We start from the raw sequence: 17,285 nt of genomic DNA, 5'->3' as shown, positions 1-17,285 counted from the left end.
ACAACTCCAGGCTTAGGATTTGCGAGCGAGCAGACTGATCACCTCGAAATGAGGTGCCTTGCGCTCGCGACTCAGGCGGGTACAGCTGAGGGCTTCCAGGCCCGCTTGCTTGGCGAAGCCGGTCAGTTCGTCAGGGGAGAATCCGAGATTCCTGTGATCAAACGGTTCCACCACGGCGCGGTGATCGTGTTTGCCTAGCGTCACCGCCAGCAGGCGACCGCCGCTGCGCAGCAGGCGGGCGGCCTCTGCCACCGCCTTTGCCGGCTGTTCGGCGTAGGTGAGGGCGTGCAGCATCAGTACAAGATCGAAGCGGCGATCGCCGAGATCCAGCGCCTGCATGTCACCCTGGCGCACTTCCACATGAGGGAAGGCCTTGAGGCGCTGCGTGGCGGCCTCGACCACGCGCTCGCTGCTGTCGACGCAGACAATGGAACGGGCATGCGGCGCGAGCAGTTCGGCCGTGATGCCGTCGCCCGAGGCGATATCGAGCACGTCGCCGGTTTCCAGCAGCTGCAGCAGCGAGCGCGCAAGTGTTTCCCAGGTGCGGCCCGGTGAGTAGTGGCGCTCCATGTCACCCGCGACCGTATCGGCCCAGCCTTCCTCGCGAGCGCGTTCGGCCAGCACGCTGGGCAGACGGGCGGCGTCTTCGCGGAGCAGGGCGTCGTCGATGCTTTCGCGCAGGGACTTCAGCAGCACCTGCAGGTATTCGTCGGTTTCGCTGTTGGCGCGGTAGTACGCGGAAACGCCGGCGCGACGGTCACGGACCAGCTCGGCTTCTTTGAGCTTGGCGAGGTGGGTGGACACGCGGGGCTGGGCCAGATGGAGCACCGACGCCAGCTCGGCCACGGTCAGCTCCTCGCGCTCCAGCAAGGCGAGCAGGCGTACCCGTGTGGGGTCGGCCAGCAGGCGCAGGACGCTGGAAGCGGTGGCCAGATCCATCGAGCATCCTTATATCGCGATACAGAGATGCATAAGGCTAGGCCCCGCCGGGCGGCCCGTCAAGTTGGGGCAACTGCCTGTAGGAGCGCACGTGTGCGCGACAAGCCTGCGAATGAGAGGGCGCATGCAGTTCCACGGTCGCGCACACGTGCGCTCCTACAAGGAGGGACCGGTGCCGTTGCTGCACCCGCACAGAGGTCGTCACGCGCACCACGTTAAAATGGAGAGCTTCCTCCTCTCCCCTTGGAGTCGTTCATGGATTTCCGTTTTACCGAAGACCAGCTGTCCATTCAGGCGATCGCACGCGACTTCGCCCAGAAGCGCATCGTGCCCGTGGCCGCAGAGCTGGATGAGAAGGGGGAGTTCCCGCTGGACAACATCCGTGAGATGGGCCAGCTGGGCCTGATGGGTGTCGAGGTGCCGACGGAGTACGGCGGCGCGGGCATGGACCCGATCGCCTATGTGCTGGCGATGATCGAGATCGCCGCGGCCGATGCGGCCACCGCGACCATCATGTCGGTCAACAACTCGCTGTTCTGCACCGGCATCCTCAAGCACGGCACCGAAGCGCAGAAGCAGAAGTATGTGCGCGCCATCGCGCAGGGCGAAGCCATTGGTGCTTATGCGCTGACCGAGCCGCAGTCCGGTTCCGACGCCTCGGCCATGCACACCCGCGCCACCAAGAACGCCAATGGCGACTGGGTGATCAACGGCAAGAAGAGCTGGATCACCTCCGGCATGGTCGCGCGCTACATCATCCTGTTCGCCATCACCACGCCGGGCATCGGCGCCAAGGGCGTGTCCGCCTTCATCGTCGACACGCAGCTGCCGGGTTTCCATGCCGGCAAGAGCGAGCCCAAGCTCGGCATCCGCGCATCGGCTACCTGCGAAATCGAGTTCTCCGACTACGTATTGCCCAAGGAAAATCTGCTGGGCGAAGAGGGCAAGGGCTTTGCCATGGGCATGAGCCTGTTGGATGCGGGCCGCATCGGCATCGCCTCGCAGGCAGTGGGCATTGCGCGTGCTGCGTACGAAGCCACGCTGCAGTGGTCGCGTGACCGCAAGGCGTTTGGCCACCCGATTGGCACGTTCCAGATGACCCAGGCAAAGATTGCTGACATGAAGTGCAAGCTGGATGCAGCCACGCTGCTGACTTTGCGCGCCGCCTGGGCCAAGGGCGAAGCGGACAAGAACGGCGGCCGTTTCGGTACCGAGGCTTCCATGGCCAAGCTCACCGCTTCGGAGGCCGCCATGTGGATCGCCCATCAGGCCGTGCAGATTCACGGCGGCATGGGTTACTCCAAGGAGATGCCGCTGGAGCGTTACTTCCGTGATGCCAAGATCACCGAGATCTACGAAGGCACCAGCGAAATCCAGCGCATCGTGATCGCTCGCGCGGAAACTGGTTTGCGCTGAGCGAACGGTATCCTGAAAAGCCCCCGGTTTGCGCCGGGGGCTTTTTTGTGAGTGCCCTTGCTTCGCCTGTAGGAGCGCACTTGTGCGCGACCGCGATGCGACTCGTTGTTGCGCAGCGGTCGCGCACCAGTGCGCTCCTACAGGAGGGGGCGGGAAGGTTGACGTCAGTGGATGTAATCGCAAATACTTGCGATCAGCCAGGGAGTCAGGCCCCCTCCCGCCAAGGATGGCCCCCTACTGACGTTTCTGCTCGTGCTGATCGCGCTGGTGCTTGGCCATCACGCGCGTGCGTGAGCAGATGTCGATGCTTTTCATGACACTGCCTGGACGGCCTGTCTAAGCTCCCCCGTGTCTCTGCCGGGGCGCGTCGTGAATTGACCGGGGAGGGCGACAGGGCCTCCCGCCGGAGCGACTCCGCGCCCGACCGCAAGCCGCTTCACGGCGCGGTTTCCCTGGAGGTTCCGGTTCGCGGCATGGTGGTTGCTTGTCCCCATGGGTCTGCCACTCCGCGCATCGAGCAAGCCGCCCATGACCGAAGTCGACGTCGCCGTAGAAGAAGGAGCGGTCTACAAGACGCTACTTGAATCCACCAAGGCCATTCCCTGGCGCATCCAGTGGGACAGTCTGTCGTTCTCTTACATCGGGCCGCAGATCGAAGAGCTGCTTGGCTGGGCGCCCGAAAGCTGGGTCAGCGTGCAGGACTGGGCTGACCGCATCCATCCGGAGGACCGAGACTGGGCAGTGAACTTCTGCGTGGCTCAATCCAAGGCCGGCGTAGACCACGAGGCCGACTACCGCGCGCTGTGCAAAGACGGCAACTACGTGTGGATTCGCGATGTCGTGCACGTCGTGCGCAAGGACGACGGCAGCGTAGATGCGCTGGTCGGCTTCATGTTCGACATCAGCGAGCGCAAGCGCACCGAGCAGCGCCTGGTCGAGTTGCAGCGGGAACTGGAAGCACTGTCATTCAAGGACGGGCTTACGGGTGTCGCCAATCGCCGCCGTTTCGACGCCGTGTTCGGGGAAGAGTGGGACAACGCCCGTCGCAGCGGGCGACCGTTGTCGATGCTCATGCTCGATATCGACTACTTCAAGCAGTACAACGACCACTATGGCCACGTGCAGGGCGATTACTGCCTGAAGGTGGTGGCCAAAACGCTGGAGCAGGCCGTGCGTGGCCCTCGCGATTTCCTTGCCCGCTTTGGCGGCGAAGAATTCGTGCTGGTGATGCCCGATACCGATGCGGGAACCGCCATGCAGGTGGCCGAGCGTTGTCACGAGCTGATTCGTGCCCAGTGGATTCCCCACGAGCGCTCGATGGCCGGCATGGCGCTCACCCTCAGCGTCGGCGCGGGCACGGTCGTGCCTATGCCGGGGGACGAACGGCAGGCGTTCCTCGAATTGGTCGATCGCAGACTTTATTCCGCCAAGGTGCGGGGGCGGAATACGACGGCCAGCGGCGAGCTGTGAGCGGTCGCGCCGGAGCAGCCAGCGATCCACCGTGAACTGAGTGGGCCGTAACACGCATCCCATCACGTGCAGCATCGGCATCGACGCAGGAAGCGCGCGACGAAAGAAAAAGCCCCGGTCTTGCGACCGGGGCTTTTCTTCTACTGCAACGGTGACTCGAATCAGGCGCCGCGGCGCGGGTCCGAATCGAACGGCTGCATGCCGGGCGAACCACCCTCCGGCGGGTTGTCGGACGAACCACCGCCGTGACCTTGGCGAATGGTGTGCGATGCCTCGTCCAGCTTGTCGCCGAGCGCACGACGCACCGTCACGTAGAACACCGGGATCAGCAGCAGACCCAGGAACGTGGCGAACATCATGCCGCCGATGACGCCCGTACCGATGGAGTGACGGGAGTTGGCACCAGCACCCGTGGAGATGGCCAGCGGGAACACACCGAGGATGAACGCAAAGGATGTCATCAGGATCGGGCGCAGTCGCTGGCGGGACGCGGTGACTACCGCGCTGAACAGCGAATGGCCTTGCTGCTGCTGTTCCACCGCGAATTCCACGATCAGGATCGCGTTCTTCGCCGCCAGACCGATCACGGTGATCAGGCCGATCTTGAAGTACATATCGTTCGGCAGGCCGCGGAGCATTGAGAACACCACGGTGCCCAACAGACCCAGCGGAACCACCAGCAGCACGGCGACCGGAATCGACCAGCTCTCGTACAAGGCCGCAAGGCACAGGAACACGATCACGATCGACAGCACCAGCAACAGCGTCGCGGAGTTACCCGCCAGGATTTCCTGGTACGACTGGCCGGTCCAGTCGGCACCGAAGCCCTTCGGCAGATCGTTCTCGACGATGCCCTGCAATGCCTGCATGGCCTGGCCGGTGGAGTAACCCGGCGCTTCAGAACCCACGATTTCCACCGCCGCGTAGCCGTTGTAGCGGGTGCGGGCAGGGGAGCCCGTATCCCACTGGGTCTTCACCACGCTGGAGAGCGGGATCATGTTGTACGGGTTGACGTTGGAAGCGCTGTTGGAGCCCTTGGCCAGGCTGCTCGGCGAGTACAGGTGGTTCAGTGCATCCGGGCCCATGCGGTAGGCCTGATCCGCCTGCAGGAAGACGCGTTTCACGCGGCCACCGTAGACAAAGTCATTGACGTACACCGGCGCCAGCGCGAGCTGGATGGCGGTGTAGACGTCACCGACGGAGAGGCCCATGGCCTGTGCCTGCACGCGGTCCACTTTCAGATCCCACTGCGGTGCGTCAGCCAGCGAGTTCGGTCGCACACCGTACAGCGCGTGGTTGTCCTTGGCCTTGGTGACCGCAGTGAACATGGCTTGCATCAGCTCACCATGCGACTGACCGGCGCGAGCCTGCAGGTACATGTCGATACCGCCGAACTGGCTGAGGCCACGGATGGTGGGCAGGTTCACCACGAAGATCTGCGCATCGCGAATGCCGTGCAGTACGCCATTCGCCTGCATGATCAGCTCATCTGCGGTGATCTTGCGCTCCTTCCAGTCCTTGAGCTTGATGAACGCCATGCCCGTGCTTTCACTGTTACCAATGAAGCTGAAGCCGCTGATCTGGTAGACGCCGACGATGTCGTCATTGAGCGGGCTCTTGTTGAGGCGCTCACGCATCTCCGCCATCACTTCCTGCGTGCGATGCAGCGTGGCACCCGGCGGCAGGTTGACGATGGCCAGGGCAAAGCCCTGGTCTTCGCTCGGCACGAAGCTGGTGGGCAGCTTGGTGTAGAGGAAACCCGCCAACGCCGTTACCAGGGCAAACACCAGCATCCAACGCGGAGCATGACGCGCCGCGCTGCCGATATGGCCGCTATAGGTGTGCGTCACCCAGTCGAACAGACGGTTGAAGCCACGATACAGCGCGTTCTTCTTGTGCTCGTGCGTCGGCTTGAGGATGGTGGCGCACAGCGCCGGCGTGAACGACAGCGCGAGGAACGCCGAGAAGCCCATCGACACCGCGATGGTCAGCGCAAACTGCTTGTAGATCACACCCGATGCGCCCGGCTGCAAGGCCGAAGGCACAAACACTGCAGCCAGCACCACCGTGATAGCCACCACGGCGCCGGTGATCTGGCCCATCGCTTTACGCGTGGCATCCTTCGGCGACAGGTTTTCCTCGGTCATGATGCGTTCGACGTTTTCGATCACCACGATCGCGTCGTCCACCACGATACCGATGGCCAGCACCATGCCGAACAAGGTCAGCTGGTTGATGGTGAAGCCCAGTGCGACCAGACCGATGAAGGTACCGAGCAGGGCTACTGGAATCACCAGGGTCGGGATGATGGTGGCGCGGAAGTTCTGCAGGAAGATCAGCATCACCAGGAAGACCAGGATGATGGCCTCCACCAGGGTGTGCACCACTTCCTCGATCGAGATTTTCACGAACGGAGTGGTGTCGTACGGCGCAAACCAGGTGACGCCCTCGGGGAAGTCCCTGGAGAGCTCGTTCATCTTGGCCTTGACCGCATCAGCCACGTCCAGCGCGTTGGCGCCCGGCAACAGCTGCACGCCGAGACCACCCACCTGCTGACCGTTCCAGGTCGAGGCCAGGCCGTAGCTCTGCGGGCCGAAGGTGACGCGTGCCACGTCGCTCAGCTTCACCACCGTGCCGTCGCTATTGGCGCGCAGGATGATGTTGCCGAACTCTTCCGGCGTGGAGAAACGACCTTCCGCCGACACCGTTGCTGTGAAACCCTGCTCGCGAGGCGAGGGGTCGGCACCGATCGAGCCGGCAGCGAACTGCACGTTCTGCTGGGCCACCGAGGTAAACACACCGCTGGCGGAGAGACCATAACCCTGCAACTTGTCCGGGTTCAGCCAGATACGTACCGCGTATTCGGAACCGACCAGAAAGGTGCTGCCCACGCCAGGAATGCGGCCGACCTGATCGGACACCTGCGACGCGATGATGTCAGCCAGACGATTGCCATCGATGGCTGGGTTGGTGGACACCAGCGACACGAACATCAGGAAGTCCGGATTGTTCTTGGCCACCACCACGCCCTGCTGGGTCACGGCAGGAGGCAGTCGCGGCTGCGCCAGCTGTACCTTGTTCTGCACCTGCACCTGCGCGATATCCGCGTTGGTGCCGGTTTCGAAGGTAAGGGTGATGGACGCCGAGCCATTGGAGTTGGACGACGAGCTGAAGTACAGCAGGTGGTCGATACCGGTGAGCTGCTGCTCAATCACCTGGGTGACGGTTTTCTCCACGGTATCGGCGTTGGCGCCAGGGTAGGTGGCGGACACCACCACCTGTGGCGGTGCAATGTTGGGGTACGACTCAATACCCATGTTCAGCACTGCGATGGTGCCGACCAGGGTGATGAGAATGGCGACCACCCAAGCAAAAATGGGGCGGTCAATAAAGAAACTCGGCATGTTGGTCGACTCCCTTAGTGCGCGCCGGCCGCGGACTTGGCGTTACCTGCGGCGGGTTGCCCCGGGGCGCCGGGCTTCTGCTGGTCCGGCTGCCACGGCGATGCCTTGGCGGGCTTGCCCGGCTGCACGGCCTGCAGGCCCGAGACGATCACCTGATCACCGCTGGTGAGGCCGTCAGTCACCACCCAGTTGCCTTCATTGAAGTTCTCGGCGGTAACGGGCTTGCGAGCGACATTGCCGTCCTGGCCAACGACCAGCGTGTAAGCGCCAGAGACATCGCGCGAAACGCCTTGCTGCGGAATCAGGAACACGTTGTGGCGTTCACCCAGGTTGGCGGTGAGCGTCACATACATGCCTGGCAACAAGCGGTGCGTCGGGTTGGGCAGCTGTGCACGCAGGTTCACGGCACCGGTGGTCGGGTCGACGGTGGCGCCCGAGAAATCCAGCGTACCGGCCTGGTCGAACTTGCTGCCGTCGGGCAGGGTGATCTTGACCGTGGTCTGGTCCTGCTGTGAGAGCGAAACATTGCCCGCCTTCTGGGCGCTGCGCAGACGGTCCAGATCAGCCGAGCTGACGGTGAAGTTCACATACAGCGGATCCAGCTGGTCGACCGTGGTCAGCAGGGTCGAGGTGGAGCCGGTATCGGCGTTGCTGGCGCCGACGATGGCGCCCTCGGTGACCTGCTGCTGGCCGGCGCGACCGGCGATGGGCGCGGTCACGCGGGTATAGCCCAGGTTGATGCGCGCATTTTCCACGGCAGCCTGTGCCTGCCTCACCGAGGCGGCACTGGAACGCTCGTTGGCTTCGGCACCGTCAAGATCGGACTGTGAAACGAAGTTCTGCGGACGCAGCTGGCGGAAGCGCTCGGCCGTCTTGTGGAAGTTCACATAGGTGGCTTGCGCCGCGGCCAGGTTGGCCTGGTTGGAGTTGAGCGCAGCCTGGTACACGGCCGGGTCGATCTCAAACAGCACCTGGCCCTGCTTCACGTCGGTACCTTCCTGGTACACACGCTTCATCAGTACGCCGGATACGCGGGCACGCACATCGGCGCTGCGGAAAGCGGAGACGCGGCCGACCAGGTCCTTGGTCAGGGGCACGCTCTGGGGCTGCGCCTTGACCACGCCGACTTCCGGCGGCGGCATCTGAGGTGGCCCTTGTTCCTTGCCTTTGCCACAGGCGGCCAGAGAGAGCAGGCCAAGGCACAACAGTGGCGTGCGCAATGACGTGGACTTCATGTGGACTCCATTTCTTATAAGTGGTCAGGGATGCAGGGTGCCGAGGCCACGACGGCCGGCGGCGAATTCGGACTTGCTCCAAGCGCACGACAACCCTGCAGCCCCGGCCCTTGGGGAAAGGGTTGGGACGTTGCAGGGCCCGGCTAGCGATCGCTTGTACAAAGCAGTCAAGCTTGGACTATACCGTACAGTTTAAAATTTGTAGAGCCATCTCCGTGGCCCAGAGACGATAAATCGAGCCCCAGGGAGTGCGTCGAGGGACTTCCATTGCGGTGGCCATGCTCCGTCATATGTCCGTGAGTCACTGATTTTGGCCCAACTCCGTGAAGGAAGGGTGTCGATGCCAGGGGGAACCGCGACTAATGCCTGGATCTTGCCAGCCAGCCTCGCGGCGGTCCTGTGCCGATGGTTCGGGTTGCACGCAAGCCGGCGATGAGAGCAAGTCTTCCAAAAGGGAGACGGCCATCCCTCACATAATGCTGTGACAAAGGCTTGCTGATTTTCTACGTGCTGCGATGCAGCGCTTTAAGCCTGTCACTGTCATGACATACGCCAAGGTATTGGCGCGCGATTAATCCCAGAGCCAAGACGGTAAGCGGCGGGCAACATGCGAGGGCTACAAGTATTTTGTGCTCGCGCTTTTGCATGCATGGCATCAGCGGTAAGCGGGTGATCCGCACAGAAAGCACGAGGAATAATTTGCTGCACAGGCGTCATGACCTGCCGCCAGCTGAAGTCGTGCCTTTAAACAGGTGGATAAGCCCACACGCGAGGGGTATGCTTTTAAGGCTTTTTTAGCCTCATTCCGTCTCCCCAAAACAGTAGATGCCATGAACGCGATTCGTGCGGCTAGCAACAGCTCATTCCCCACTGTTGTTTTCGAAGAACTGAAGCAAAGCGGATTTTCCACGGCGCGCCTTGATGAGGCGCAATTTTTTATCAGCGCCTTCTTTGCGCGCATTGCCGAAGGCGATCTGGAATTGCACACCGCAGCCGAGTGGGCTGCGCTTATCGGTGACCTGCTGAACTTCTTGCAGCAGCGTCAGCCGGGCCGCGCTTCGGTGCGCGTGGTGAACCCGGCATCGGGCCACGCCGGCCGTAGCTACATCCAGGTCGTCACCGACGACATGCCGTTCCTGGTGGACACCGTCACCATGGTCGCGTCGGAAAAGCTGCAGATTCATGGCGTGATCCACCCGGTGGTCAACGTAACGCGCGACGCCGCCGGCAAGCTGCTCAAGCTCGGTGCGGAAGACGCACAGCCCGAGTCGGTGATGCACTTTGAAGTGGATCGCGTGGCGGGCGAGGCCGAACAGGCCGCGCTCAAGACCAAGCTCGAAGGCGCCCTGGAAGACGTGCGCGTCGCCGTCAGCGACTGGGCCAAAATGCGCGATAAGGCGCTGGCGATCGCAGCTGACCTGCCGACGCGCCAGCTGCCGATCGACGCCGCAGCGGTGAAGGAAGCCTCGGCATTCCTGCACTGGCTTGCTGACGACAACTTCACCTTCCTCGGTTATCGCGAATACGTCGTGACCGAGGCCGATGGCGAGGAAGTGCTGCGCGCTGATGAAACCTCCGGCATGGGCATCCTGCATCGCAGCGAGCGTTCGCTGGCGCCGCGTTCGCTGCGCTCGCTGGTCGCGCACGACCTGCCGCAGTCCGGTTCCACCGACGCCATCATCCTGACCAAGACCAACGCGCGCTCGCATGCGCATCGTTCGGGCTACATGGATTACATCGGCGTGCTCAAGTTTGACGCCAACGGCAAGCCGGTGGCCGAGCAGCGCTTCCTGGGCCTGTTCACTTCGAACGCCTACATGTCGCGTCCGCAGGACGTGCCGCTGGTGCGCCAGAAGTACGAGTATGTGATGAACCAGTCCGGCCTGAAGCGCGATTCGCACTCGGGCAAGTCGCTGCGCCACATTCTTGAAACGCTGCCGCGCGACGAGCTGTTCCAGAGCAGCGACGAAGAGCTCTACAGCAACGCGATGGGTACGCTGGAACTGCGCCAGCGTGCGCGCACGCGCTTGTTCGTGCGCCGCGACCGCTATGGCCGTTTCGTGACCTGCCTGGTCTACGTGCCGCGTGATCGTTTCAACACCACGGTGCGTGAGCGCATTGAGGCCATGCTGAGCAATGCCATGCGCGGCGAGCATCTGGACTCGTCCGTACTGATGGCCGAGGCCTCGCTGGTGCGCTTGTATGTGGTGGTGCGTCCGAAAATCGGCGACCAGCTGCAGTACAACGTCGCCGAACTCGAGAAGGGCGTGGCGACCATCGTGCGCAACTGGCAGGACGACCTGCGCGACGCGCTGGTGGCCAAGCTGGGTGACCACGATGGCGTCGTGCTGGCCAACCGCTACGGCAAGGCCATGCCGGCCGGCTACGTGGAAGACGTTGCCCCAGTGGCGGCTGCCGATGACGTGTACCAGCTGTCGCTGTTGAAGGGCGACGATGCCGTGCGCATGTCGTTCTATCACCCGGCCGCTCGCCCGGAAGAGCTGCGCTTCAAGATCTATCGCAGTGGCGGCGACATCGCCCTGTCCGAAGTGCTGCCGCAGCTGGAAAACCTTGGCCTGCGCGTGCTCACCGAGCACCTGTACGACATCAATGTCGACGGCAGCAAGTTGTACATCCAGGACTTCGAAGTGCGCACCGTCGGCAGCCTCACATTCAGCGTGGAGCAGGTGGGCTCGCTGTTCGAGGACGCTTTCGAGCAGATCTGGCGCGGCAATGCCGAGAACGACGGCTTCAACCGCCTCGTGCTGGGTGCCAAGCTGAGCTGGCGTCAGATCGCCATGCTGCGTGGCTACTGCAAGTACCTGCTGCAGACTGGCGTGGCGTTCTCGCAGAGCTATATGGAAGACGCGTTCAACCGCTATCCGGCCATTGCCGGCCTGCTGGTGGAACTGTTCCTCGCCAAGTTCGATCCGCGCCGTGAAGCGCTCTCGGCCGACGAGCTGAGCAAGGCGGGTGCGGCGTTGCGTGGTGAGATGCAGGCGCTGATTCCGGAATCCATCCGCACCGCGCATCCGGGCCTCATTGATGGCCTGGTGGCTGCGTTGTCCAAGCCGCGCGCCGAGCAGATCACGGTGGTGGAAGAGGCCATCGGCTCGCTGCTGGAAACTGTCTCCAGCCTGGACGACGACCGCATCCTGCGCAGCTTCGTGGCGCTGATTCGCGGCACCCTGCGCACCAGCTTCTTCCAGCAGTGGAACGACGCTTACCGCAGCTACATCAGCTACAAGTTCGACTCGCATCGCGTGCCGGATCTGCCGAAGCCGGTGCCGCACCGCGAAATCTTCGTCAGTGCGCCGCGCGTGGAAGGCATCCACCTGCGCTTCGGCTCAGTGGCGCGTGGTGGCCTGCGCTGGTCCGACCGACGCGAAGACTTCCGCACCGAGGTACTGGGCCTGGTCAAGGCGCAGATGGTGAAGAACACCGTGATCGTGCCGGTGGGCTCGAAGGGCGGCTTCTTCGTCAAGCGCCCGCCGGTGAACGGCGACCGTGACGCGCAGCTGGCCGAAGGTATTGCCTGCTACCGCATGTTCATCAGCGGCCTGCTGGACATCACCGACAACCTCGTCGAGGGCAAGGTGGTGCCGCCGCATGATGTGGTGCGCCATGACAATGACGATCCGTACCTGGTGGTGGCTGCCGACAAGGGCACCGCCACCTTCTCCGACATCGCCAATGCCATCTCCATCGAGCACGGCTTCTGGCTGGGCGACGCCTTCGCCTCGGGCGGCTCGAACGGTTACGACCACAAGGGCATGGGCATCACCGCCAAGGGCGCGTGGGAATCGGTCAAGCGCCACTTCCGCGCGCTGGGCCGCGACAGCCAGACGCAGGACTTCACCTGCGTGGGCATCGGCGACATGTCCGGCGACGTGTTCGGCAACGGCATGCTGTTGTCCAAGCACATCCGCCTGGTGGCCGCGTTCGACCATCGCCACATCTTCCTTGATCCGAATCCGGATGCGGCGCGCACGTTCGTGGAGCGCGAGCGCATGTTCAAGGTGCCGCGTTCGAGCTGGGATGATTACGACAAGTCGCTGATCTCCGCTGGTGGCGGCGTGTATCCGCGCTCGCTCAAGTCCATTCCGGTGTCGCCGGAAGTGCGCGCCGCGTTGGGCCTCAAGCCTGAAGTGACGCAGATGGCGCCGAACGACCTGCTGAGCGCCATCCTCAAGGCGCCGGTGGATCTGCTGTGGAACGGCGGCATTGGTACCTACGTGAAGGCCAGCAGTGAATCGCATGCCGACGTGGGCGACCGCGCCAATAACGGCTTGCGCGTCGACGGCGGCGAACTGCGCGCCAAGGTGGTGGGCGAGGGCGGCAACCTGGGCTTCACCCAGAAGGGCCGCATCGAGGCTGCCCAGCACGGCGTGCTACTCAACACCGACTTCATCGACAACTCCGCCGGTGTGGACACCTCCGACCACGAGGTGAACATCAAGATCCTGCTCGGCGATGCCGTGCAGCGCAGCGAGCTCACGCTGGAACAGCGCAACACCCTGCTGGCCAGCATGACCGACGAAGTCGGCCAGCTGGTGCTGTGGGACAACTACCGCCAGAACCAGGCCATCACCTTGATGGAGCACCAGTCGGTGCAGCGCATCGGTTCGATGGCGCACTTCATCCGCATGCTGGAATCCGAAGGCCTGCTCGATCGTCAGGTGGAAAACCTGCCGAGCGAAGCGGAGCTGACCGAGCGCAAGACGCGCGGCATCGGCATGACGCGTCCGGAACTCTCGGTGCTGCTGTCGTACGACAAGATCAAGCTGTACCAGCAGCTGCTCGAGTCGGACGTGCCGGAAGACACCTACCTGTCGAAGGAGCTGGTGCGCTACTTCCCCGAGCCGCTGCACGACAAGTATGCCGATCACATGCAGCGTCATCGCCTGAAGCGCGAAATCATCGCAACGGCCGTGACCAACTCCACCATCAACCGCATGGGCGCTACCTTCATGATGCGCATGCAGGAAGATACCGGACAGGGCCCGGCGGCTATCGCCAAGGCCTATACGGCGGCGCGTGAAATCATGGGCGCTCGCGAGCTGTGGTCGCAGATCGAAACGCTGGACAGCAAGGTGGCTGAGAGCACGCAGATCGACGCGATCCTGCAGATCTGGTCGCTGCTGCGTCACATGACGCGATGGTTGCTCAACCGCCCGGGCGGCACGCTGGACATCAATGCCAATGTCGAGCGTTACCAGGCGGGCGTCAGCCAACTGCATGCGGCGTTGCCGAATGCACTCACCGAAACCGGCAAGGCGGATTTCGACACCAGCCAGGAGAAGTGGGTAGGCCTGGGCATTTCGTCGGAGCTGGCCCTGCGTCTGGCTCGCATCCCCGAACTGCGCGCCATGCTCGACATTGTCGAAGTGGCACAGCAGAGCGGTCAGCCGATTGCCAAGGTGGCGGGCGTGTTCTACGAACTGGGTGAGTCGCTCGATCTCGAGTGGCTTCGCAGTCAGATCGAGGCGCTGCCGGTGGAAGGTGCATGGCATGCGCAGGCCCGCGGTTCGCTGCTGGACGAGCTCAACCACCAGCATCGTGCGCTGGCCCTGCAGGTGCTCTCGCTCACGGGTGCATCGAAGGACATCTCGCCGGTGCAGGCGTGGCTGCAGCGTGACGACGCCACGCTCAAGTACACGCGCAACATGCTGGCGGAAATCCTCACGCAGAACGCGGACTACCCGATCGCTTCGGTCGCCGTCCGTCGTCTGGCCCAGCTTGCACAGGTGCCGGTGAACCAGTAATCCACTGCGTTCGCTACGAAACGAAGAGGGGCGGTGCTTTGCACCGCCCCTCTTTCTTTTATGTGTGTCATGGGTCACTTCTTGAGTAGCCAATGCATCGTGACCCGACTGTCTACGGCTGATGTATCGGAAAAACCTCCATTGTTGTCGAGGTGAAATCCGATTGGCCTAAGAGATCGCCGCAGCTAGAAAGTAGATTCCACTACCGAAAGGCGAGGAATGGCTTCATGACTTCGGACCGTACTCTCAAGCGCGTACTTCCCATTGCCGTTGTCGGCACACGAACTAACACGGGTGCTGTCTTAGAAATTAGTGGCACCACCAGCACGTTTCAGGTCGATGGGAAAAGGGCCGCCCGTGTCGGAGACAAGCTGATTGACCCGGTAGATGGAGAGGTCACCATCATCACAGGGCTCGATGAATTCACCGAAAGTGATAGAGCGATTGCTGCGCTAGGTAGCGTGCTAAGTAACGGCAGCTTCATTGTTGAGGCAGGCCAGGGTTACCTGTATTGGGCCGGGCTTGCTGACGGAAGCACCACCGTATTCGCCCTTGCGGATGACAAGCATGGCGATTGAGGGCGGGCCCATTCGGTTGGGTGACGAAACGACGGGCGGCGGCAAGGTAATCAGCGCCAGCGGAACGAACATGCATATATTTGGTCGCCCTGTTGTGTTGATAGGCGATCAGGCAACCTGCAAAAAACACGGCGGTATCCAGTTCTTCACCGAAGGGTGCGTATCACGCTCCTATCACGGAAAGGGCATCGTCTTGCAGGGCCACAGGCTCAGCTGTGGGTGCTACGCCATCAGTTCTTGTGCGGATCGGGCATGGATCAAGGACTATGTGCCTACCTCCACGGCGCTAGCCCGAGCTGCTTCCAGTGCGCCGGCTCAAGATGCAACAGCCCCCTTGGATGTCGCTGCGAACCGATCCACGGGTGCAAGCGCCCAATACGCCCGATGGTTCCTCATTCGTGATGGTTCGAGTGGCGATCCGCTACCTGATCGCCCATTTATCGCAGAAATCGATGGCATTCGACGCAACGGTATGACAAACAATGATGGATACGCCGTGATAAGCGCGACGAGTCGTTGCGTCATCAACTTGCATGTTTCATTTGCTTCGCCCAAACGCCCGTTACAAGCAAATGGAGGAGTATAAGTATGGCCGATTACGTTATTCGACATTGGACTACCGCGACCACTGAGATTGGCAGCAGTAAGGATGATGCCATCGAGATTACGGTGAACAATCGTGCGGCGGTTCGACAGGCCATCATTGATGCGCTGCGCGATGAGAAATTCACCGTCAAGACTCGCTCGGATTGGAAGGCAAAGTCCCCTGCTATCAGCCCCTGGCAGGACTGGGACTACTGGGGCATTGCCATCCACCATGCAGGCAATAGTTTCAGTTGCTCAGCAGACGGTGCCGAGCAAATGCGCGAAGCAGAGGCGATTGATATGGGCACCTTTGGCCAGGTGAGCTATCACTACGCTATCGACTGCCAGGGCGTGATTTATGAGGCATTGGATATCCGATACAAAGGCGCGCACATTGAGGATCGCAATACTGGCGTGATCGGAATAGTTTTCCTGGCTGATTTTAGTGTGCGCGGCGAAGCTGGAAAGTTTGGGCCTGGAATCTTGAATGTTGCCAAAAAGAGAGGATTTCGACCCGCCGTCCGAGAGTGGGCGGGTGTAACAAAGGACGAATTCTCGATTGATCATGACGAGCCGACAGAACGTCAACTTGACGCTGCATCTGCATTGGTTAGAACCCTAGCGGACTTTTTTCATATCAAAGAACTCGGCGGCCATAGGGAGTTTGCTCACACGAGGGGTACTAGTCGCGCATGCCCAGGGGGCTACGGCCTGATTGTTGCTGATCAGCTCCGTAGAGAGCTCGGGGTAAGTCCGCCACAGAAGCATGATTGAGTAATGTATGAAGAACTGGGTGGCTCGGCTATGCGTAATCTTGTTGTTGTTCCTTGGCTTCCGCCTATTTGTGGGCACAGAATTATTGGTCGGTGATCACGAGGTCGGATCAACTTGGTCAATGTTTATAAAGCGCCGGCCGACCTGGCAATACGAATTTCATAACCCGGCTCAGCGTCTGCTCGACATTGAGTCTTACGGAGACCTAACCCCGGAAGAAAGAGTGGAGCTCAAAGACTTCTGCGTAATTCGCTTTGGCATAAAAGACATCGTGATGTGCTACGCAAGGATGCACGAGCGTGATATTTGACGATGATGAGCATCAGGCCCATGAAATGGCTGCTTTATGCCAGTTTGATAATCGCCATGGGTCTGGCTTACCGGCTCTTTGTTGGTGCCGAGTACCTCTATGGGGACCATGAAGTGGGAAGTGGCTGGACATACTTCATCAAACTGAACCGACCAGCCTATTGTAGACATCTTCGAGCCATATTTTCTGGCAGTCGAGGAGGTTGGTATGAGTGGGAGGCGGAACAATCGGGGCGCTCCCTAGATGTGAACTTTAACTAGGCTGGTATTGATCGTTAGCCTGTAATATTCGTGGAAGGTGCAGTGTATTGGTGGTGTTTGGCGAAGGATGGCCACTGACATGAGGCGAGTGGTATTTCTCTGGGTCGCCGTAATTGCGTCTGCATCAGCTTGTGGTGATCGCGGATTGCCGGACGATGTGCTTTCCTTTATTGAAAAGCGGAATATCTGTGATCATCTTCGCGGGGAACTCCCCGACCATCCGTACGAGAGCGAAATATCTAAGATCAATAGTGCTTGTAAAGGTACCGATAGGGATCTCGATGTGCTTCGCAAGAAGTATCGAGATCGTCTCGATGTGGTTAAAGCATTGGCTAGCTACGAGACGAACATCGAAGCACGATAGAGTCTAGGGGTAATGCCCCCGCAAATTAGCTGACGTCAGAAGTGGAATTTTCTCGTAGCCCGAATCCAAGGGCCGGACGCATCAAACGGCACGCTATCTGCCAGCTTCCGCCCGGAAAATCTGACAGAACGGCTATGGCTGGCCGACCGTCTGGCGCGACGCTAGGCTGACTGGCCTAGCCGCCG

The 17,285-nt window shown here is 61.4% G+C and carries 10 protein-coding genes; 7 read left to right on the top strand and 3 right to left on the bottom strand.

Annotated elements, in window-relative coordinates; translation table 11 throughout:
• Positions 1 to 12 precede the first annotated feature (12 nt).
• Positions 13 to 939, bottom strand: a complete 927-nt coding sequence (locus AC0GUR_RS05995; protein WP_472876560.1) for an ArsR/SmtB family transcription factor — start codon at positions 937 to 939, stop codon at positions 13 to 15.
• 255 nt (positions 940 to 1,194) lie between these two features.
• On the opposite strand from AC0GUR_RS05995, the gene AC0GUR_RS05990 reads away from it, so the two are divergent.
• Positions 1,195 to 2,355, top strand: a complete 1,161-nt coding sequence (locus tag AC0GUR_RS05990; protein WP_472876559.1) for an acyl-CoA dehydrogenase family protein — start codon at positions 1,195 to 1,197, stop codon at positions 2,353 to 2,355.
• Positions 2,356 to 2,883: 528 nt separating this feature from the next.
• Positions 2,884 to 3,825 carry a GGDEF domain-containing protein gene (locus AC0GUR_RS05985; RefSeq protein ID WP_472876558.1) on the top strand — a complete coding sequence of 314 codons (942 nt, stop codon included), beginning with the start codon at positions 2,884 to 2,886 and terminating at the stop codon, positions 3,823 to 3,825.
• Between the two features lie 161 nt (positions 3,826 to 3,986).
• Here AC0GUR_RS05985 and AC0GUR_RS05980 read toward each other — a convergent pair whose 3' ends face one another.
• Together AC0GUR_RS05980 and AC0GUR_RS05975 are read right to left on the bottom strand one after the other, a co-directional pair.
• A complete protein-coding gene (locus AC0GUR_RS05980; protein WP_472876557.1) occupies positions 3,987 to 7,229 on the bottom strand; it encodes an efflux RND transporter permease subunit in 3,243 nt (1,080 codons plus the stop codon).
• Between the two features lie 14 nt (positions 7,230 to 7,243).
• Positions 7,244 to 8,464 (bottom strand): efflux RND transporter periplasmic adaptor subunit, encoded by a 1,221-nt coding sequence (locus AC0GUR_RS05975; RefSeq protein WP_472876556.1) that lies wholly within the window; start codon positions 8,462 to 8,464, stop codon positions 7,244 to 7,246.
• An 830-nt stretch (positions 8,465 to 9,294) separates the two neighbouring features.
• Between AC0GUR_RS05975 and AC0GUR_RS05970 the strand changes: the two genes are divergently transcribed.
• The 5 genes from AC0GUR_RS05970 to AC0GUR_RS05950 all read left to right on the top strand — a co-directional run bounded on the left by AC0GUR_RS05970 (position 9,295) and on the right by AC0GUR_RS05950 (position 16,476).
• Positions 9,295 to 14,229: an NAD-glutamate dehydrogenase gene (locus AC0GUR_RS05970; protein WP_472876555.1), complete on the top strand. Its 4,935-nt coding sequence runs from the start codon at positions 9,295 to 9,297 to the stop codon at positions 14,227 to 14,229.
• Between the two features lie 227 nt (positions 14,230 to 14,456).
• Positions 14,457 to 14,807 carry a hypothetical protein gene (locus tag AC0GUR_RS05965; protein WP_472876554.1) on the top strand — a complete coding sequence of 117 codons (351 nt, stop codon included), beginning with the start codon at positions 14,457 to 14,459 and terminating at the stop codon, positions 14,805 to 14,807.
• Complete coding sequence (locus tag AC0GUR_RS05960) at positions 14,797 to 15,393, top strand: PAAR domain-containing protein (protein WP_472876553.1); 597 nt, start codon at positions 14,797 to 14,799, stop codon at positions 15,391 to 15,393. The genes AC0GUR_RS05965 and AC0GUR_RS05960 overlap by 11 nt, the downstream gene beginning before the upstream one ends.
• Before the next feature lie 2 nt (positions 15,394 to 15,395).
• Entirely contained in the window at positions 15,396 to 16,166 is a 771-nt protein-coding gene (locus AC0GUR_RS05955; RefSeq protein ID WP_472876552.1) for a peptidoglycan recognition protein family protein, read from the top strand.
• Between the two features lie 7 nt (positions 16,167 to 16,173).
• The gene (locus AC0GUR_RS05950) at positions 16,174 to 16,476 is read left to right on the top strand and encodes a hypothetical protein (RefSeq protein ID WP_472876551.1); all 303 of its coding nucleotides are present in this window, start codon (positions 16,174 to 16,176) and stop codon (positions 16,474 to 16,476) included.
• Positions 16,477 to 17,285: the final 809 nt, after the last annotated feature.

The organism is Dyella sp. PARNA 12/25 (assembly GCF_055702865.1).
The sequence above is the reverse complement of the archived record's forward strand: the minus strand, read 5'-3'. Positions and strand labels throughout refer to the sequence as shown.